The sequence below is a fragment of the Pseudomonas hunanensis genome, from assembly GCF_013393325.1.
Taxonomy (GTDB): Bacteria; Pseudomonadota; Gammaproteobacteria; order Pseudomonadales; family Pseudomonadaceae; genus Aquipseudomonas; species Aquipseudomonas putida_P.
Genome location: NZ_QJRC01000080.1, coordinates 207,121 through 225,457, shown reverse-complemented (window position 1 = coordinate 225,457; position 18,337 = coordinate 207,121). Strand labels below are relative to the sequence as shown.

Below are 18,337 nucleotides of genomic sequence, written 5' to 3'. Positions count from 1 at the left end.
CAATCCTTCGTTCTCCCGAAGTGATTTCCAGACACCGAGCAGGTATTTCCGCCGCTTAGATCTCCAGCATCTTGACCTCTGGGTCGTAGAAGGCCCCGATAAGCTCACGAGCCCCTGCAAGAGGCGATTGCTTGGAAATGTCGATGATTGCGCCAATGGCATTGCTGATCAGGGCGCTGTCACCGGATTCGATACCTTTGTCCAGTACCTCGAAAAAACCATGAATTGTTGCTGCCCTTTCCTGAAAGGTATTGGCCAGGTACTGCTCAAGCACGGCTCTTTGAGCGCCGATCTGCTCTAATTTTACATCCTTGAAGGCTGAAATGGCCGATCGTTTGGTGCCTTCAACCTCGGCGACCTTTTTGTATTCGCTCCAGGACGATACAAGCAGGTCAAAGGAGGACTGAGCCGCTTGCGTTGGAATACCCGGAGCCTTGCTTATGAGAGCCTGAATTTGCTTTTTCATGGGGTTAGCCCAAAGTCAAAATGCCAGAAATGGTACTTTTGATATTCTTGGCTGCTGAGCCATCTTCAGTAATGATTGGTATATCCAGTACTTTTTTCAGGCCTATGCCCAGCACCACCATCCTCTCGAACGCTTCAGGAACGCTGTCGTCCATGACTTTGATCGCCTCGAAGCGCTGAGCCAGCTCGGTAATGGTTTTTGCCATTTCAGCCGCATTCGTCCTGATTGCCTTCATTGCCACTTTCAAAACTTCCATTTCCGCAACGGCGGTTTCGACGTTGGCTTGGTATTCATGGGCTTTCGTCAACGCTTCCTCAGCTTTGCTTGCCATCATGAACCCGCCAATGGCGAGTGCTGGACCCAGCACGATCCCGCCCAAAGCGATCATGCCACCAGCCATTCCGAAACCGCCAGCGCTTAAGGCACCGCCGCCAAGCCAGGCCAGGGTGGCATTGGTCGCCGCCGCGCCAGAGAGTCCGGAGATCGCAGCGCCAGTAGAGGCGCTGGCCAGTGCACCTACCGAGCCATAGGCTCCGATTGCCGCCAATGCACCACCTCCAACGCCAGAGGCGAGGCCTTTCTCAATTTCCAAAGAGTTCAGCACCAGCTTCTCGTAGCTTTTCAGCTCCTCTACGGTAACGTTTTCGTTAAAGTTTTTTAGGGTGCTTTTGGTGTCCTTTCGCCGCTTGAGCGCTTCGACGAGATATTTGATCTGATGGCTGAACGTATGGACCTTAAGCTCGCCCAGTGCTGCCAACGCGGCTTGGGTTGCTTTGCGGTCTCTGTCCACCGCTGCAGAGGCATTTTTAAAGGTGCGCTCTGCATCCTCGCCCATTTCTTTGGCCTTATCAAAATTGTTGGATGCTTCAACTCCTTTGAATACGCCCGTTGCTGCCAGTGCCGCAGCAGCACCCCACAAAAGAACTGGAATTGGCATTCAAAATCCCTCTTGATCGTTTGAGTGAGTATTTATTTTGTTGCTGGTTTGAATGCCGATACAGGCTTTCAGATTGCCTGCTATATAGGCTTCTTTGCTCATGTGTGCCGAGAGATTATGTTCGTAAAAATCATCGACTCTGCAGATCAAGGGGCGGCGCGTGTAAATGCTGCACTCGCTTGTTGTGCTGTCAAAATTCACACAAGTTCCGTCACCGCGATTCAGGTGAGCATAGGCAGCTGATTTGTCCAGGTTCTTGCAGCAAAGCCCGCATTTCGTACAAGTGAATACAGGTGAGGCGTTGGCACCGTGTGACCCCTCAAGCATTTGTACGGGTAGCAATCCATCGCTCATAGCTTAAGCGCTTCGGCCATCGTGGTTGGTGATAGTGTTCTCAAACGCGATTACACCGCTTCCAACGGTATCTGCCACCGCTCGAAAAACTTTAGGGCTCTTTACCGTCATAGCGTCGACGCCGCCAATAACGTCGCAGCGTAGAACCTGCTGCCGCTGCGAAACGACTCTGTTTCAGCTGACCTTGGTCATTCCCATATACAGCCATTTCGCCTATTGTCGGCTCTCCCTCATCAGAACGATTGGCACATTCATGGAGAACGTCATCGTCATCACCGGCGGCAGCCGCGGTATCGGCGCCGCCACGGCGTTGCTGGCCGCCCGTCACGGCTACCGCATCTGCATCAATTACCACACCGACGACCAAGCTGCGCAAAACATCCTCGGCCAGGTACGCGCCCTGGGCGCCGAGGCCATTGCCGTGCGCGCCGACGCCAGCGTCGAGGATGAAATCATCCAACTGTTCCAGCGCGTCGACGAAGAACTCGGCCCGGTCACCGCATTGGTCAACAACGCCGGTACCATCGGCCAGCAAAGCCGCGTCGAGGAAATGTCCGAGTTCCGCCTGCTCAAGATCATGAAGACCAACGTCGTCGGCCCCATGCTCTGCGCCAAGCACGCCTTGCTGCGCATGGCGCACCGGCATGGCGGGCAGGGCGGGGCCATCGTCAACGTGTCGTCGATGGCCGCACGGCTTGGTTCACCCAATGAATATGTCGACTATGCAGCCTCCAAGGGCGCGCTCGATACCTTCACCATCGGCCTGGCCAAAGAGGTGGCAGGCGAGGGCGTACGGGTCAATGGCGTACGACCGGGCTATATCCATACCGGTTTCCATGCGCTGTCCGGTGACCCGGATCGCGTCAGCAAGCTCGAACCCGGCTTGCCCATGGGCCGCGGTGGACGCCCCGAGGAGGTGGCCGAGGCCATCCTCTGGCTGCTCTCGGACAAAGCATCCTATTCCACCGGTAGTTTCATCGACCTGAGCGGCGGGCGCTGAACGCGCCCGTCAATCCTCCAGCAGTTCTCGTACCCGCTCGGCCAGCACTTCCAGCTCGAACGGCTTGGTCAGCACCAATGTACCTTGCAGCAACTGGCCGTCGCTGAGCGCCGCGCTCTCGTCGTAGCCAGTGATGAACAACACTTTGATGTCTGGGTAGCGCTCACGGCAGCGTTCGGCCACCTGGCGACCATTCAGGCCGCCCGGCAGGCCGATATCGCTCAGCAGCAGGTCTGGCCGTTCGCCACGTTGCAGGTGGGCGAGGGCAGTCGGGCCATTCTCGAAAGCGTCCACCTGGTAGCCCAGCTCCTCCAGCACTTCGCCGACCACCATGCGCAAGGCCGCCTGGTCCTCGATCAGCAGGATTCGCCGTGCCGCCGTGCTGCTTTTTTCAAGTCGCGTGTCGCGGGCCTTGGGCGCTGGGGCTTTGGGTTGCTCATGGTGTCGTGGGAACAGCAGCTCGATTCGTGTACCTTCACCAAGTACGGACAACACGCGCAATTGCCCTCCCGATTGGCGCACGAAGCCGTAAGTCATCGACAATCCCAGGCCGGTGCCCTGGCCGATAGGTTTTGTGGTGAAAAACGGGTCGACTGCGCGCTCCGCCACTTCGGCCGACATGCCTTTACCGTTGTCGACGATGCTTAGCCGCACGTACTCGCCGGCAGGTATCTCCAATGCCTGGGCCTGCGCTTCGTCAATTTGCAGGTTGTCGCCGATGATGTCGATCAAACCACCCGCAGGCATGGCGTCGCGGGCGTTGATGCAAATGTTGAGCAGGGCACTTTCCAGTTGTGGCGGGTCGATGAAGGTCGGCCACAGCTGGCTGGCGAACTGGCTGTTCAGGGTAATTTCCGGGCCTATGGTGCGGCGCAGCAACTCTTCCATGCCGGCCACCAATGTGGCCACCTGCGTGGAGCAGGGTTGCAGGGTCTGCTGGCGGGAGAACGCCAGCAGCCGGTGCACCAGCGAAGAGGCCAGCTGCGCCGAGCCGCTGGACAGCTCCAGCAACGGCTCCAGGGCGTCGAAGCGTGATTGGTCCAGGCGTTGGCGCATCAGTTCCTGAGCGCCGAGTATGCCGCCCAGCAAGTTGTTGAAGTCGTGGGCGATGCCGCCGCTGAGCTGGCCCACGGCTTCCATCTTCTGCGCTTGACGAAGGGCTTCTTCGGCCTTGGCCAAGCGATCCTGCTCTTGCACCCGCTCAGTGATGTCGTAGGCGAACAGAAAGGCCCCTTGTATTTCTCCTTCATGGTCGCGCAGGGCGTTGAAGCGCAGCTCGTAATGGCGCGCCAGGGGCTCCTTGCCGAAGGTGCCGACTTCTACGAACTGCTCACCCGCCAGGGCTCGCTTCCACAAGGACAGGTTCAGCGCCTGACCGTGAAGCCCATCATCTATCAGATCTGTCAGGCAATCGCCGATTTCCGGGGTTTTCCCAAACAGCAGCTGGAAATCAAGCTTGGCCTGGCGGTTGATGGCCAGCCAGCGCATGTCGTTGTCGAGCACATGCACATTGACCACACTGTGGTCGACCAACTCTGCAAACAAGCGTCGCTCTGCCAGTGCCGTGTTCACGCGTTGCTCGAGCTCTTCGTTCAGGCGCTGCAGGGCTTGCTCCGCACGCCGGCGTTCGGTCACGTCCTTGAACAACACGGCTACCTGACGCTTTTCGGCTGGCTCTACGCGAAAAGTGGTTACTGATAGCACATGGCCGGTGGCGACCAGCTCCTGCTCGAAGTGCAGGGGGTCGCCGGTACGAAGTACAGCGCCATAGCGCGCCACCCAGTCATCGGCCTCGTCAGGCACCATCTCGCGCAGCTTCTGCCCGACCACGTTGGGAATACCAGCGTGCTTGGCGTAGGCCGCGTTGGCCAGCACATGCACATAGTCACTCAACGGACCGTGCGGGCCGTCGAAGAATTCGATGATGCAAAAGCCTTCGTCCATGGTGTCGAACAACGACCGGTAAAAGCCCTGATCATGGTCTTGAAGGCTGGCAAGACGTGCTTCCAATAGTGCGTTCTGCCGTTGCAGAGCTTCGACTTGTTGACGCAGGGAGAGCAGGTCGCGGGAGGGCATGCCGTTGTCCGACAAAAAGAGGAGAAGCAAACTTTAACGTGTTCACCTGCTGGCGGATAGACGATCAGCGTTGCGGCGGCGCAATACCCAGCAAGCGGTTTACCCGACTGCAGAAGCTCTGCAGGTCGAACGGTTTGGACAGCAGCTCGGTGCGGCTGTCGGGACGGGTACTGGGCGGGAGCTCGGCAGCGTCATAGCCGGTGATCAGCAATACCGGGGCGTTGGCCTGAAACCCTTGAAACGCCTCTGCCAGCTGATAACCGTCGATACCTCCGGGTAGGCCGACATCTGTGATGAGCAAGTCCGGTAGCGGGCCCGCATGCAGCGCCTCAAGTGCCGGGCGGCCAACGTCGAAAGCCTGTACTTCATGGCCAAGTTCAGTCAGTACTTCGACGAGCACCAAGCGCATGGCGGACTGGTCCTCCACTAGCATGACCCGCTGCACACGGGGGGCGGAAAGCACAACACAGGTTGTGGCTGGCACAGGTGGGTTGTCGGCACTGATGTACTCTTCCTGAGGAAAATACAGGTGAATGCACGTGCCTTGCCCAGCCACGCTTTCGATCTGCAACTGCCCGCCGGACTGGCGGACGAAGCCATAGACCATGGACAGCCCCAGGCCGGTACCTTGTCCGAGCGGTTTGGTGGTGAAGAAGGGTTCAAGGGCTCGCTGCATCACTTCGTTGGACATGCCCATGCCGGTATCGGTGACGCGAATGTGCAAATACCGCCCTGCGGGCAGGTCCAGTTGCCCGGCCTCGGCCACAGCAAGGTCACTGTTTGCACACGAGATGCTGAGGATACCGCCCAAGGGCATGGCATCTCGGGCATTGATGCACAGGTTCAGCAAGGCATTTTCCAGTTGCTGCGGATCGATGCGAATCTGCCACAGTCCGGCCAATGTCTGGTCGTGGAAATCAATGTGAGGACCGGTAGAACTGGCGATCAAGTCTTGCATACCGGCAACCAAGCACTGCACATCGATGGGTTGCGGCATCAGCGTTTGCTGGCGCGAGAAGGCCAGTAGGCGCTGTACCTGCGTGGCGGCGCGTATCGTGGTGTTGCGGCAAAGTTCCAGCATGCGCGCGGTGTCGGCGTGGCGTTGTTCGCGCAAGCGCTGCTCGGCCAGTTCCAGCGCACCTAGCAGGCTGCCCAGCAGGTTATTGAAGTCGTGGGCAATACCACCGGTCAACTGGCCGACCGCTTCCATTTTTTGCGACTGACGCAACGCTTCCTCGGCCTGGCGCAGGCGTTGCTGTTCGGCCGTGCGCTCGGTGATGTCATAGGCGAACATGTAGCCGCCCTGGATGCGTTGCTGAATATCGAGCAACGGGTGGCAACGGATTTCGTAATGGCGTGGTGCGTCAACGGGCCCGAGGGTGATGGTGTCGATGAACGCTTCGCCGGCCATTACGCGCGGCCATACCGGGGCCAGACGGTCCATGATGTCGGGTTGGTTGGTCAGAAACTGCGGTACGTGGTCGCCAATCTGCGGTACGAAACCTCGGTAACGCTCGAAGGTTTCGCGTGCCGTACGGTTGATGGCCACCAGGCGCATCTTGCGGTCGGCAGCGAATACATTGGCCAGGCTGCTGTCGAGCAGTTCGCCCAGCAGCTTGATGTGTGCTTGTGAGGTGTCTTCGCGCTCTGCCAGGCGCGCCTCCAGCTCTGCGACACGCGCTTGCAACTGGATAATCGACGGAGGCGCGTCTGGTTGCATGGCGAGGGCCCGATGAACGGATCGAGCAACTATAGTCGCCCCTCGGGCCAGTCGCTATCCAAACGAGCGAATGATCCGCCCAAGGGTTTCCATGGCCCGCTCGGCACCGTCGTGCCAGGGGCTGCCGTAGTTCAGGCGGATGCAGTTGCCGAAGCGCCGGGTGGGTGAAAAGATTGGCCCGGGAGCGATACTGATCCCTTGCGCCAGGGCCATGTGGAACAGCTTGAGGGCGTCCATTTGCTCGGGCAGTTCCAGCCATAGGAAGTAGCCGCCAGAGGGCTGGCTGACCCGCGTCTGCGCCGGGAAGTGGCGCGCGATGGCCGCCAGCATGTTGGCCTGCTGGCCTTCCAGGGCGTAGCGCAGTTTGCGCAGGTGGCGGTCGTAGCCGCCGTGTTGCAGGTAGTCGGCGATGGCCGCCTGGGCCGGCATCGAGGCACACAACGAAGTCATCAGTTTCAGCCGTTCGATCTTCTGCGCAAAGCGCCCGGCGGCCACCCAGCCAATGCGATAGCCCGGTGCCAGGCTTTTGGCGAACGAACCGCAGTGCATGACCAGGCCTTGGGTGTCGAAAGCCTTGGCTGGCTTGGGCGCCTGTTGCGAGTAGTACAGCTCGGCATAGACGTCGTCTTCGATCAACGGCACCTGATGGCGTGTCAGCAACTCAACCAAAGCCTGCTTCTTGGCTTCTGGCATGCTCGCACCCACCGGGTTCTGGAAGTTGGTCATGCACCACACGGCTTTAACCGGGTGCTTCTCCAGGGTTTGCGCAAGTACCCCCAGGTCCATGCCCTCGCGCGGGTGGACCGGAATCTCCACGGCCTTGAGCTTGAGCCGCTCCAGCACCTGCAGGCAGGCATAGAAGGCGGGGGCTTCGATCGCGACCAGGTCACCCGGCTGGGTCACTGCCTGCAGGCACAGGTTCAAGGCTTCCAGCGCACCGTTGGTGATCAGCAGCTCTTCCATGGGCAACATCAGCCCGCCGACCATGTAACGCAGTGCGATTTGCCGGCGCAGCTGCGGGTTGCCCGGCGACAGGTCAGTCACCACCATGCGCGGGTCCATGCTGCGGCTGGCGCTGGCCAGCGAGCGCGACAAGCGTTGCAGGGGGAACAGCTCGGGGCTGGGGAAGGCCGAGCCGAACGGTATGGTGTTGGGGTCTTTGATCGAGTCGAGGATGGAGAACACCAACGCGCTGACGTCCACGTCGGTAGACTCGCTGACCGGCTGCAGCGCCTGCGGCTCGCTGAACTGGCGCGGAGCGTGGGCGTTGACGAAATACCCGGAGCGCGGCCGGGCGCGAATCAACCCGCGCCGCTCCAGCAGGTAATAGGCCTGGAACACAGTAGACGGGCTGACCCCGTGGGTCTGGCTGGCGTAGCGCACCGAAGGCACGCGCTGGCCGGGGCCCAGCACCCCGGAGCGAATCAGTTCGGCAATGTCGTCGGCGAAGCGTTCGTAGCGTTTCATTCTGGCCTTCTGTCGAAGCCTGGCAGGCAAGGTGGCGTCAGTGTAAGGGATCAACGGTTCATGGGGGCGACGAAGCGACTGTGCGCCACGCTACGGATAGCGGGGTCGTCACGTTCGCTGATTTCAAAACTCAGCGTCTGCGAGCTGCTGGTCGGGCGTTCGGCGAGCATTGCCACCGACACCGGCAATTCGCTCATTTCACCCGCAGGGATGACCAATGCGGTGTTGCCCTGCAAGGCAAAGCCGTCGGCGTCCACCAGGCGCAGCTCATAATGCTGGGTACGTTCGGTCTTGTTGATGACCTTGAGCAGGTAGATGTTCTCGATCTGGCCCAGGGCGTTTTCACGGAACAGGCCGCGGTCCTTGATCACATCCAGCGACACCATCGGGCGCAACTGCAAGGCCACCACCAGCGCCCCGATCATCACCACCAGTGCAGCGGCGTAGCCCAGCAGGCGCGGGCGTAGCCAGTGAGTGGTACCGCCTTGCAGGCTGTGCTCGGACTTGTAGCCAATCAGGCCGCGGGCGTAACCCATCTTGTCCATCACCCCGTCACAGGCGTCTATGCACGCGGCGCAACCGATGCAGGCCATCTGCAAGCCATCGCGAATGTCGATGCCGGTGGGGCACACCTGCACGCACAAGGTGCAATCGATGCAGTCGCCCAAGCCCTGAGCTTGAACGTCACTGCCTTTCTTGCGGGGGCCACGGGTTTCGCCACGACGCGGGTCATAGGCGACTGCCAGGGTGTCCTTGTCGAACATCACGCTCTGAAAGCGCGCATACGGGCACATATGCAGGCACACGGCATCGCGCAGCAGGCCGGCGTTGATGTAGGTGGCGGCCGTGAAGAACAGAACCCAGAACAACGCCACGCCACCCAGTTGCAGGGTGAACAGCTCTGCAGCCAGTGGCCGGATCGGGGTGAAGTAACCGACGAAGGTCAGCCCGGTGACTACGCCAATGGCCAGCCACAGGCTGTGCTTGAGCGTGCGGCGCGCCAGTTTGTTCAGGCTCCAGGGCGCGGCGGCCAGCTTGATGCGTTGGTTACGGTCACCCTCGGTCACCTTTTCGCACCACATGAACAGCCAGGTCCAGGTACTTTGTGGGCAGCTGTAACCGCACCATACGCGCCCGGCATAGACGGTGATGGCAAACAAGCCAAAGGCGCAGATGATCAGCAGCGCTGACAGCAGGATGAAGTCCTGTGGCCAGAACGTGGCGCCGAAGATATGGAATTTACTGTTGCCCAGGTCCCACAGCACGGCCTGGCGGCCGTTCCAGTTCAGCCAGGCGGTGCCGAAGAACAGCACGAACAGGGCGCCGGCAAAGCCGATGCGCAGGTTGCGGTACAGCCCGGTGAAGCTGCGGGTATGGATGCCGCTGTCGGTGCGTCGCGGTTGGGGGCTGGCTGGGGCGGTGGCGATCTCTGTAAAAGGGATTCTATCGTTCATGGCTCGGTGCTCATCAGGCCTCGATCAGGCATGAGCACTATGGCCTTGAACCTGTTATCAGCACAGGTTCAGGTTTTGCGATAAAAACCATATCAGATTTACCGCTTGGCCCCGCCAGGCCTTAGATTACCGAGCCTGGCACGCTAGCCTTCAGATGCCTGCGGCTATCCACCGCACCCGCCACGGTGAGTGCGTCGGCCTCGGCTTCAGTGATCGGCACACGCTGGCCCGCAAGCAGGGCCACCGACATATGCAACTGTTCGTCGGTGATGATTTCGATATCAGGGCCTTCACCTTCGATGCGCAGGTCTTCGCCGATCAGTGTGCAACGGCGCGTGGTTTCGTCGACTTCAATGGGCATGGGGTGGTCCTCCTGGGGGGGGTTACAGGGTGGACCGCGGTTTGGGGCTGGTTGCTGCATCAGCAGGCTGAGCGGCACTTTGCCCTGTGTGCAGAGGTCAACCATGCAAGCACGATGTTCAGGCAGGGGGCACCACCGCGATGGACGTCATCTGGCAAGCAATCCAGGCCGAGTTCGCCGATGTCACCGATGAGCGCGAGGTTACACAAATCCTTGTGCGACTGCTGATGGCTGCGGTACTTGGCGCCGTGCTGGGATTCGAGCGTGAACACAAAGGCAAGTCTGCCGGGGTGCGTACCCATATGCTGGTCTCGCTGGGGGCCGCCTTGTTCGTGCTGGCACCCAGTATGGCCGGGGCTGACGAGCAAGCGTTGAGCCGGGTGATCCAGGGCATCGTCGCCGGGATCGGCTTTCTGGGGGCGGGCACCATCCTCAAGGGTAATGGCCAGGACACCAGCCATGTGAAAGGCCTGACTACTGCTGCCGGGTTGTGGATGACAGCAGCCATCGGTACAGCAGCTGGCATGGGCCGCGAAGCCACGGCACTGATCAGCACGGTACTGGCCCTGTTGGTACTGGGCACGATGCCGTTACTGGTAGAGAAGGTCGAAGGGCAGGATGAGGAGAAGCAGAAGGAGGAAGAGGGCAGGAAGCACTGAGGGGAGCCGAAGCTCCCCTCAAAGCGTTGTTGCCTGCTCTTTTTTTATTATTGGGACCGGCCTATTGTTGTTTTTGTCGGCTTGTCCTGGTGTTGCGGGCGACCCCCATGCGGGGTCAAGAGCAAACGTATTTTTTTGAGCGCTGACCTGCTTTCATCATGGCTGATCCGAACCTGGCTGCTGCTACCTTGAGGTAGTTTTATTGTTCTGTGCCAGACCGCGGGGCGTACCCCTGAAAAGCGTGTCGACTCCAAAAAAATCTGCTTGCTACGCCTCTGCCGTGTTGTTCTTGTTATGTCAGAGCCGTTACCTGTTGTTTTTATTGGGTGTCACATTTTTTTTGTTGTTGTACCGAAGATATAGCAGGGTGCGTGCCAACTTTTACAAACCCTTTAAAATCAAGCACTTAGCTTTTTTCGTCAAAAACGCTTGGCCTGAAATTTTGTCGATTTGTTTCCCTGTTACCCGATTTTTTGCTGTGAAACGTGGGGCGGTAACACTTCACCCACACGTATGTGACACCCGTGTGACTTATTGCGCGCTGCGCGCCCGTGCTACCCGCGACCCGTTGTCGCGGCCCAGCACGCTGCTGATGCGCTGGCCGGCGGCGATCAGCCGGCCCAGGTCGATGCCGGTTTCAATACCCAGCCCTTGCAGCAGGTACACCACGTCTTCACTGGCGATGTTGCCGGTAGCGCCCTTGGCGTAAGGGCAACCGCCCAACCCGGCCACCGAGCTGTCGAACACGCTGATGCCTTCAAGCAGGCTGGCATAGACGTTGGCCAGGGCCTGGCCATAAGTGTCATGGAAGTGCCCGGCCAGTTGCTCGCGCGGTACTTGCGCCGAGACCACCTCGAACAGGCGGCGGGTGTCGCCGGCGGTGCCGGTGCCGATGGTGTCGCCCAGCGAGACCTCGTAGCAGCCCATGTCGTGCAGGGCGCGAGCCACCGGGGCCACCTGCTCGGCACTGACCTTGCCCTCATAAGGGCAGCCGAGCACGCACGACACATACCCACGCACGCGCACACCATGGCTGCGCGCAGCCTCCATGATGGGCTCGAAGCGTTTGAGGCTGTCACTGATCGAGCAATTGATGTTGCGCTGCGAGAACGCTTCGGAGGCCGCAGCGAAAACCGCCACTTCTTTCACCCCGGCAGCCAGGGCGTCCTCGAAACCGCGCAGGTTCGGCGCCAGCGCTGCATAGGTCACGCCTGGGCGTTGCTGAATGCCGGCGAACACCTCGGCAGAGCCGGCCATCTGCGGCACCCACTTGGGCGAGACGAAACTGCCCACTTCGATATAGGCCAGGCCTGCTTCGGTGAGGTCGTCAACCAGTCGCACCTTGTCGGCGACACTGATGGGCTGGGCTTCGTTCTGCAGGCCGTCGCGGGGGCCTACTTCGACCAGGCGGACGTGTTTGGGCAAGGACATGGCGGGTTTCCTGTGGCGTTCAGCGGTTGTCTTTGTTGTTCAGGGTGGCGGCCAGGGCTTGTTCGCAGCGCTCCTGGGCGGTGTCCAGTTCCAGTTGCATCTGGTGAATGTCGAGCATCTGCTGCTCCAGCTGGGCACGACGCTCGGCGATTTTCGCCAGCATGCTGTTGAGCTGCTTGAGGTTGCCGCTGGTGGGGTCGTACAGCTCGATCAGCTCGCGGCACTCGGCCAAAGAAAAGCCGATGCGCTTGCCGCGCAGGATGAGCTTCAGGCTGACCTTGTCGCGCGGCGAGTAGATACGCTCCAGGCCACGGCGCTCTGGGCTCAACAGGCCCTGTTCCTCGTAGAAGCGAATCGCGCGGGTGGTGATGTCCAGCTCGCGGGACAGGTCGGAGATGCTGTAGGTCTGGGTGCTCATGCTGGGGCTCGGCGTGGGGTATGCGGCTATCCTGAAGGCAGGTTGACGTATACGTCAAGCAGGCGGCTGCAAATCAGTCAGGCTGCCCCGATCGCCGATATCCATTGGGCGTCTGCCCGCTCAAACGCTTGAACCACCGCGCAAAGTAAGTCGGGTCGGTGAACCCCAGGCTATCCGATAACTGCCCGATGCTCATCCGCGTGTAAATCAGGTTACGCCGAGCCTCCAGCAACAAACGCTGGTGCACAACCTGCAGCGCAGTCTGGCCACTGAGCGCCCGGCACAGCTGGTTAAGCTGCAAGCTCGGTACATTCAGCCGCGCGGCAAAATCCTCTACCGACAGATGCTCGCGATAATGCGCTTCAACCAGGCGCAAATACTGCCCCAGCAACAGGCGGTCACGCTCATCGCGGTTACGTGGCGCTTGCCCCAACTGTTGGCGGCGGCTGATCCATACCATAAGCGCGGTAACCAATGCTTCAAGCATTGCCGCGCGCGCCGGGGCATTGCCCTGGTACTCCTGCTGCAGGGTGTCGATCAGGCTGCGCAGGTGCACGCGCTCATGCCCCAGCGGGTAACAGGCAGGTTGTGCCAGCACGGTCAGTGGCGCACCCAGGCGTTGTTCCAGATTCGCTACCAGCGCAGTGCCGAAGGTCAGCACGTAGCCCTGGATATCGGCGCTGAAGCGAAAGCCATGCACGGTCATCGGCGGTACCACCTGGATCGCCGCCTCATCGATGGCACTGCGCACCCCCTCGATCTCCACCTGGGCCTGGCCGCGCTGCACATACAGCAATTGGAACAGCTCGGCATGCTGGTGCGGCTTGATCTCCCAGTGATGCAGGCGGCTGCGTGCCGGGATCGATTCGCAATGCATCAGGTCAGTGCCGGGCCACGCCTGGTTTTCGCCATACAGCTTGAACAACGGGACGCCGGGGAGGGTGGATTTCATCTGGGCTGACCTGTCCGTTAATCGAACGTTTTTTGTAAAAGTGCAGGTTTTGCATGGAATAGCACAGTTAACTGACGTTTTTTGCCAGTAAAAATGCAAGGGCAAACCCTAACAGCAGATGCGGGCCCACTGCCAGTCCTGGGCCGGCATCGTCCGAACAAGAGACAACAACAATGAAAACTCAGGTTGCAATTATTGGTGCAGGTCCATCGGGCCTGCTGCTGGGCCAGCTGCTGCACAAGGCCGGTATCGATAACGTCATCCTCGAACGCCAGACGGCCGAATATGTCCTTGGCCGCATCCGCGCCGGGGTGCTGGAGCAAGGTACTGTCGACCTGTTGCGCGAAGCCGGAGTCTCAGAACGCATGGACCGCGAGGGCCTGGTGCACGAAGGTGTCGAGCTGCTGGTTGGCGGGCGCCGCCAGCGCCTGGACCTCAAGGCCCTCACCGGTGGCAAGACGGTGATGGTCTATGGGCAGACCGAAGTCACCCGTGATCTTATGCAGGCCCGTGAAGCCAGCGGCGCGCCAATCATCTATTCAGCCGGCAATGTCCAGCCGCACGAACTGAAGGGCGAGAAGCCGTACCTCACCTTCGAAAAAGACGGCCAGGTGCATCGGGTGGACTGTGACTATATCGCCGGCTGTGACGGCTTCCACGGCGTCTCTCGGCAAAGCATTCCCGAGGGCGTGCTGAAACAGTACGAGCGGGTTTACCCGTTTGGCTGGCTGGGCCTGCTGTCGGACACCCCACCGGTCAACCACGAGTTGATCTATGCCCACCACGAGCGAGGTTTCGCGTTGTGCAGCCAACGCTCGCAAACCCGCAGCCGCTACTACCTGCAGGTACCTTTGCAGGACCGGGTCGAAGCATGGTCTGACGAGCGTTTCTGGGACGAGCTGAAAGCCCGTTTGCCAGCCGACGTGGCGGCAGACCTGGTTACGGGCCCAGCCCTGGAAAAAAGCATTGCGCCACTGCGCAGCCTGGTGGTGGAGCCGATGCAGTATGGCCACTTGTTCCTGGTGGGTGACGCCGCGCACATCGTCCCGCCTACCGGCGCCAAAGGCCTTAACCTGGCCGCTTCGGACGTCAACTACCTGTACCGCATTCTGCTCAAGGTATACCGCGAAGGGCGCACCGACCTGTTGCAGCAGTACTCGCCGCTGGCCTTGCGCCGGGTATGGAAAGGCGAGCGCTTCAGCTGGTTCATGACCCAGCTGCTGCATGATTTCGGTAGCCACAAGGATGCCTGGGACAAGAAGATGCAGGAGGCTGACCGCGAGTATTTCCTGACCTCGCCAGCGGGGCTGGTGAACATTGCCGAGAACTATGTGGGGCTGCCGTTCGAAGAAGTGGTGTGATTTCTAAGGGGCGCTTTGCGCCCCAGCATTTCAACGCCAGGCTTTACTCGTGGGCCAGCAGCATCTCCATCTGCCGATACCCCCGCTGCCGCGCATGCTCCAGCGCGGTCACCCCGTCCTTGTCGGCAATCTGCCGATCCGCCCCGGCCGCCAGCAACCGCCGCACGATCTCCACATGCCGCGGCCCGCCATCGCCCAGCACCACGGCCTCCATAAGCGCGGTCCAGTGCAGCCGGTTAAGGTGGTTCACGTCAACGCCGGCATCAATCAACATTTGCACGGTCTCGACATGCCCGCGCTCGGCAGCCGGAATCAGCGCGGTGCCGCCGTAACGATTGGTGCTCTTGAGGTCCGCCCCGTGGCGCAGGGTCAGCCGCAGGATGTCGTTCAGGCCCCGGGCGCCAGCATACAGGTAGGGGCTGTCGTCGATGTTGTCCTTGGCATTCACATCGGCCCCGGCTTCGATCAGGGCTTTCGCCGCCGCCAGCTGGTTGCCGTGGGTCGCCACCAGCAGGGCAGTGCGCCCTTGCTCATCACGGCTGTCCAGCCGGGCACCTTGCCCCAGCAATTGTTGCAAAGTGCGCACGTCATCGTGGCGGGCGGCGTTGTGCAGGCGGTTGTCCACAGTGCGGGTCTCGGCGTGGGTGGCAAGGCTGGTGCACAGGGCAAACAGCGTCGCGGCAATTGATAAACGCATGGGCTGGCTCCTTATCGACCTGGCTACATCCTAGAAAAATCGCGGCAAGGCTTGAAGTTAACTTTGCGCATGACCGACAGTGCCTGGCTGAATAGTTGAAGGCAGGAAGCAAGACGATGAAATTTTCTACGCCGCTGATGAGCGCTCTGTGCCTGGTGGCTGCCAGTGGCTGGGCCTGTGCCGACCAGGTGCTGCCCGCACCACCGGAGCTGGCCTCTGGTTACCGCAGCGGGCTGCAGCCGGTGCACGCCAGCCGGCACATGGCCGCTGCCGCCAACCCGCTGGCCAGTGAAGCGGGGCGGGCGATATTGCGTGCCGGGGGCAGTGCGATTGACGCTGCCATCGCCATGCAGATGGTGCTGACCCTGGTCGAACCCCAGTCCAGTGGCATTGGCGGCGGGGCGTTCATCTTGTATTGGGACGGCAGGCGCGTACAGGCATTCGACGGTCGCGAGGCTGCGCCGGCGGCGGTGACAGAGAAGCTGTTCCTGCAAGCCGACGGTACACCGATGCCGTTCCGGGCAGCGCAGATTGGTGGCCGTTCGGTCGGCGTGCCAGGGGTGCTACGTGCCTTGAAACTGGCCCACGATCAACACGGTAAGCTGCCTTGGCGCGACCTGTTCGCCCCGGCCATTGCCCTGGCACGCAACGGTTTCGCGGTTTCCGAGCGCCTGCACACGTTGCTGGCCGGGGACCCCTACATTGGCCGTTCACCCGCAATGGCTCGCTATTTTCTGGATGAACAGGGCAAGCCGCTGGCAGTGGGCACAACACTGCGAAACCCTGAGTTGGCCTACACCTTCGAGCGGATCGCGGCAGAAGGCCCCGAGGCGTTCTACAGCGGTGAAATTGCCGAAGCCATTGTGGCCAAGGTGCGCAGCCATGCCAATGCGGGTTACCTGTCGCTGCAGGACTTGCAGCAGTATCAGGCCAAGGAGCGCGAGCCGGTGTGTGGCCCTTACAAAGCCTGGCGAATATGCGGCATGCCGCCGCCATCGTCGGGCGGGGTGACGGTGCTGCAGACCTTGGGCATGCTCGAAGCCGTGCAACGCGCTGCGCCCCAGCGCGACCTGGCAGCGCTGCGTCCGCTGGCCACCTCGTCCCCGGCCCGGCTGGAGGCACCGCCACTGGCCGTGCATCTGATTGCCGAGGCCGAACGCCTGGCCTATGCCGACCGCGCCCAGTACCTGGCTGACAGCGACTATGTGCCGGTCCCGGTCAAGGCCCTGACCGATCCCGCCTACCTGGCCAGCCGCGCCGCCTTGATCGGTGAATACAGCATGAAGCGTGCACTGCCGGGCCGGCCGCAAGGCGCGGACCTGGCCCTGGCGCCTGACCGCTCGCCATTGCGCATTTCCACGTCGCACCTCAGTGCCGTGGATGACAGTGGGCAGGCCTTGGCCATGACCAGCTCGGTGGAGGCCGCATTCGGTTCGCACCTGATGGTCAAAGGCTTCCTGCTCAACAATCACCTGACCGACTTTTCCTTCACCCCCCAAGAGCACGGCAAGCCGGTGGCCAACCGGGTGCAGCCGGGCAAGCGGCCACTGTCGGCCATGGCGCCGACCTTGGTGTTCTCGCGTGCCTCTGGCGAGCTTGTGGCCAGCCTCGGCTCGCCGGGCGGTTCTCAGATCATTGGTTACGTGAACAAGGCGCTGGTCGGCCTGCTGGATTGGCAGCTCGACCCGCAGCAGGCCGCCGGCCTGCCCAACTTCGGCAGCCGCAATGCGGGTACCGAAGTGGAAGCAGGGCTGGCCAGCCCGTCGCTGATCCGCCAGTTGGCGGCCTGGGGACACGACGTGACACCGATGACCATGACCAGCGGCATGCAGATCATTCAGCGCAGTGGCGAGGGTTGGTCAGGTGGTGCCGATCCTCGGCGGGAAGGTGTGGCCCTTGGCGACTAGCCGTGATAGAACGCAGGTTCGCCATTCAGTAGTTGAATACCAAGATGTCTATCAGCGTGAAATCGAATAGGGCTCTGTTCGACCTCGACCTGCTGCGCGCCATTGTCGTGGTGGCCGATTGTGGCAGCTTCACCACCGCTGCCGCGCGCCTGCATTCGACCCAGTCGACGATCAGCCAGAAGGTGCGCCGCCTGGAAGACATGGTCGGCCACCGCCTACTGGTACGCGGCAACCGTGATGTGCTACCGACCGATGCCGGGCAAACCCTGCTCGGCTATGCCCGGCACATGCTGGCGCTGAACGACCAGATGCTCGAGGCCCTGGCCGGGGCGCTGGTGGGTACCACCGTGCGCCTTGGCGTGCCCGAGGACTTCGTTGGCGGGCGTACCACCAATGCGTTGTCGGCCTTCAGCCGGCTGCAGCCACAGGTGAAGCTGGAAGTGACCAGTGGCTTGTGCCGGGACCTCAGCCAGGCCTACGACAATGGTGAACTTGACCTGGTGCTGCTCAAGCAGCGGCGCAACACCCGCGAGGGCGTGGCCTGCTGGCCAGAGCGCCTGCAATGGATCGACAGCGCGCGTACGCCCGCCTTCGAGCTCGACCCGATCCCGCTGGTGACCTTCCCGCCACGCGGCCTGTACCGCGAAGACATGATCAACGCGATCGAAGGCATGGGCCGACGCTGGCGTATCAGCTTCACCAGTTCCAGCCTCAGTGGCATCCAGGCCGCGGTCGCCGATGGCATGGGCGTGAGCCTGCTGCCACCAAGGGCGGCCACTGGTGAGCACCGGGTGCTGGGGGCAGGGCAAGGGCTGCCGGAGGTCGACAGCTATGAGATCGTCATCGTCCACCGGCCGACGGCAGATGTGATGGTCAAGGCGTTGGCCGAGGTGATGACGCAGCTATTGGCAGGTGGTGGCATCTGACGCGGCCTGACGATCTGACGCGGTCGCTGTAGGAGCGGCCTTGTGTCGCGAAAGGGCTGCAAAGCAGCCCCAGAATTTCAGCGGTGGTGCACAAGTTGCTGGGGCCGCGTGGCGGCCCTTTCGCGACACAAGGCCGCTCCTACACCGACCG

General features: G+C 61.3%; 17 protein-coding genes. 5 read left to right on the top strand and 12 right to left on the bottom strand.

Annotation, left to right across the window (positions count from 1 at the left end; translation table 11 throughout):
* Positions 1-55: 55 nt before the first annotated feature.
* The 3 genes from DM807_RS09560 to DM807_RS09550 are packed head-to-tail and all read right to left on the bottom strand — an operon-like array spanning position 56 to position 1,757.
* The gene (locus DM807_RS09560; RefSeq protein WP_069943298.1) at positions 56-466 is read right to left on the bottom strand and encodes a hypothetical protein; all 411 of its coding nucleotides are present in this window, start codon (positions 464-466) and stop codon (positions 56-58) included.
* A 4-nt stretch (positions 467-470) separates the two neighbouring features.
* Positions 471-1,403, bottom strand: coding sequence for a hypothetical protein (locus DM807_RS09555; protein ID WP_179027315.1), 933 nt, complete (start codon positions 1,401-1,403; stop codon positions 471-473).
* Positions 1,404-1,757: a YkgJ family cysteine cluster protein gene (locus tag DM807_RS09550; RefSeq protein WP_244965019.1), complete on the bottom strand. Its 354-nt coding sequence runs from the start codon at positions 1,755-1,757 to the stop codon at positions 1,404-1,406.
* A gap of 253 nt (positions 1,758-2,010) precedes the next feature.
* On the opposite strand from DM807_RS09550, the gene DM807_RS09545 reads away from it, so the two are divergent.
* Positions 2,011-2,757, top strand: a complete 747-nt coding sequence (locus tag DM807_RS09545) for an SDR family oxidoreductase (RefSeq protein ID WP_012272022.1) — start codon at positions 2,011-2,013, stop codon at positions 2,755-2,757.
* A 9-nt stretch (positions 2,758-2,766) separates the two neighbouring features.
* Here the strand turns inward: DM807_RS09545 and DM807_RS09540 are convergent, their stop codons facing one another.
* From DM807_RS09540 to DM807_RS09520, 5 genes are all read right to left on the bottom strand, one after another.
* A complete protein-coding gene (locus DM807_RS09540; protein WP_179027314.1) occupies positions 2,767-4,833 on the bottom strand; it encodes a PAS domain-containing protein in 2,067 nt (688 codons plus the stop codon).
* A gap of 64 nt (positions 4,834-4,897) precedes the next feature.
* Entirely contained in the window at positions 4,898-6,553 is a 1,656-nt protein-coding gene (locus DM807_RS09535; RefSeq protein ID WP_179027313.1) for a PAS domain-containing sensor histidine kinase, read from the bottom strand.
* Between the two features lie 54 nt (positions 6,554-6,607).
* On the bottom strand, positions 6,608-8,020 hold the full coding sequence (mapR, locus tag DM807_RS09530) for a GntR family transcriptional regulator MpaR (protein WP_179027312.1): 1,413 nt from the start codon (positions 8,018-8,020) through the stop codon (positions 6,608-6,610).
* Between the two features lie 50 nt (positions 8,021-8,070).
* Positions 8,071-9,474, bottom strand: a complete 1,404-nt coding sequence (gene ccoG, locus DM807_RS09525; RefSeq protein WP_012272026.1) for a cytochrome c oxidase accessory protein CcoG — start codon at positions 9,472-9,474, stop codon at positions 8,071-8,073.
* 121 nt (positions 9,475-9,595) lie between these two features.
* Positions 9,596-9,835 carry a DUF3203 family protein gene (locus DM807_RS09520; protein ID WP_012272027.1) on the bottom strand — a complete coding sequence of 80 codons (240 nt, stop codon included), beginning with the start codon at positions 9,833-9,835 and terminating at the stop codon, positions 9,596-9,598.
* Positions 9,836-9,975: 140 nt separating this feature from the next.
* Here DM807_RS09520 and DM807_RS09515 point away from each other — a divergent pair, with 140 nt between their 5' ends.
* Positions 9,976-10,494: an MgtC/SapB family protein gene (locus DM807_RS09515; protein ID WP_003247836.1), complete on the top strand. Its 519-nt coding sequence runs from the start codon at positions 9,976-9,978 to the stop codon at positions 10,492-10,494.
* Between the two features lie 531 nt (positions 10,495-11,025).
* Here DM807_RS09515 and DM807_RS09510 read toward each other — a convergent pair.
* From DM807_RS09510 to DM807_RS09500, 3 genes are all read right to left on the bottom strand, one after another.
* Positions 11,026-11,925 carry a hydroxymethylglutaryl-CoA lyase gene (locus DM807_RS09510; protein ID WP_060493452.1) on the bottom strand — a complete coding sequence of 300 codons (900 nt, stop codon included), beginning with the start codon at positions 11,923-11,925 and terminating at the stop codon, positions 11,026-11,028.
* 19 nt (positions 11,926-11,944) lie between these two features.
* Positions 11,945-12,343, bottom strand: coding sequence for a MerR family transcriptional regulator (locus DM807_RS09505; RefSeq protein WP_003247847.1), 399 nt, complete (start codon positions 12,341-12,343; stop codon positions 11,945-11,947).
* Between the two features lie 73 nt (positions 12,344-12,416).
* Entirely contained in the window at positions 12,417-13,295 is an 879-nt protein-coding gene (locus DM807_RS09500; RefSeq protein WP_012272030.1) for a helix-turn-helix domain-containing protein, read from the bottom strand.
* A 173-nt stretch (positions 13,296-13,468) separates the two neighbouring features.
* Between DM807_RS09500 and pobA the strand changes: the two genes are divergently transcribed.
* The gene (gene pobA, locus DM807_RS09495; protein ID WP_060493450.1) at positions 13,469-14,656 is read left to right on the top strand and encodes a 4-hydroxybenzoate 3-monooxygenase; all 1,188 of its coding nucleotides are present in this window, start codon (positions 13,469-13,471) and stop codon (positions 14,654-14,656) included.
* Between the two features lie 43 nt (positions 14,657-14,699).
* On the opposite strand, the gene DM807_RS09490 is transcribed toward pobA, so the two are convergent.
* Entirely contained in the window at positions 14,700-15,353 is a 654-nt protein-coding gene (locus DM807_RS09490) for an ankyrin repeat domain-containing protein (protein WP_060493449.1), read from the bottom strand.
* Between the two features lie 116 nt (positions 15,354-15,469).
* Here DM807_RS09490 and ggt point away from each other — a divergent pair, with 116 nt between their 5' ends.
* Together ggt and DM807_RS09480 are read left to right on the top strand one after the other, a co-directional pair.
* The gene (ggt, locus tag DM807_RS09485) at positions 15,470-17,260 is read left to right on the top strand and encodes a gamma-glutamyltransferase (protein ID WP_179027311.1); all 1,791 of its coding nucleotides are present in this window, start codon (positions 15,470-15,472) and stop codon (positions 17,258-17,260) included.
* 44 nt (positions 17,261-17,304) lie between these two features.
* Entirely contained in the window at positions 17,305-18,186 is an 882-nt protein-coding gene (locus DM807_RS09480; protein WP_179027310.1) for a LysR substrate-binding domain-containing protein, read from the top strand.
* The last annotated feature ends 151 nt before the right edge of the window (positions 18,187-18,337 follow it).

Excerpts from the sequence above, each read along its gene's own strand:
- DM807_RS09510 (WP_060493452.1), bottom strand. The coding sequence starts at position 11,925 with ATGTCCTTGCCCAAACACGTCCGCCTGGTCGAAGTAGGCCCCCGCGAC.
- ggt (WP_179027311.1), top strand. The coding sequence starts at position 15,470 with ATGAAATTTTCTACGCCGCTGATGAGCGCTCTGTGCCTGGTGGCTGCC.
- mapR (WP_179027312.1), bottom strand. The coding sequence starts at position 8,020 with ATGAAACGCTACGAACGCTTCGCCGACGACATTGCCGAACTGATTCGC.
- DM807_RS09515 (WP_003247836.1), top strand. The coding sequence starts at position 9,976 with ATGGACGTCATCTGGCAAGCAATCCAGGCCGAGTTCGCCGATGTCACC.
- DM807_RS09505 (WP_003247847.1), bottom strand. The coding sequence starts at position 12,343 with ATGAGCACCCAGACCTACAGCATCTCCGACCTGTCCCGCGAGCTGGAC.
- pobA (WP_060493450.1), top strand. The coding sequence starts at position 13,469 with ATGAAAACTCAGGTTGCAATTATTGGTGCAGGTCCATCGGGCCTGCTG.
- ccoG (WP_012272026.1), bottom strand. The coding sequence starts at position 9,474 with ATGAACGATAGAATCCCTTTTACAGAGATCGCCACCGCCCCAGCCAGC.
- DM807_RS09560 (WP_069943298.1), bottom strand. The coding sequence starts at position 466 with ATGAAAAAGCAAATTCAGGCTCTCATAAGCAAGGCTCCGGGTATTCCA.
- DM807_RS09520 (WP_012272027.1), bottom strand. The coding sequence starts at position 9,835 with ATGCCCATTGAAGTCGACGAAACCACGCGCCGTTGCACACTGATCGGC.
- DM807_RS09540 (WP_179027314.1), bottom strand. The coding sequence starts at position 4,833 with ATGCCCTCCCGCGACCTGCTCTCCCTGCGTCAACAAGTCGAAGCTCTG.
- DM807_RS09535 (WP_179027313.1), bottom strand. The coding sequence starts at position 6,553 with ATGCAACCAGACGCGCCTCCGTCGATTATCCAGTTGCAAGCGCGTGTC.
- DM807_RS09490 (WP_060493449.1), bottom strand. The coding sequence starts at position 15,353 with ATGCGTTTATCAATTGCCGCGACGCTGTTTGCCCTGTGCACCAGCCTT.
- DM807_RS09555 (WP_179027315.1), bottom strand. The coding sequence starts at position 1,403 with ATGCCAATTCCAGTTCTTTTGTGGGGTGCTGCTGCGGCACTGGCAGCA.
- DM807_RS09545 (WP_012272022.1), top strand. The coding sequence starts at position 2,011 with ATGGAGAACGTCATCGTCATCACCGGCGGCAGCCGCGGTATCGGCGCC.
- DM807_RS09480 (WP_179027310.1), top strand. The coding sequence starts at position 17,305 with ATGTCTATCAGCGTGAAATCGAATAGGGCTCTGTTCGACCTCGACCTG.
- DM807_RS09500 (WP_012272030.1), bottom strand. The coding sequence starts at position 13,295 with ATGAAATCCACCCTCCCCGGCGTCCCGTTGTTCAAGCTGTATGGCGAA.
- DM807_RS09550 (WP_244965019.1), bottom strand. The coding sequence starts at position 1,757 with ATGAGCGATGGATTGCTACCCGTACAAATGCTTGAGGGGTCACACGGT.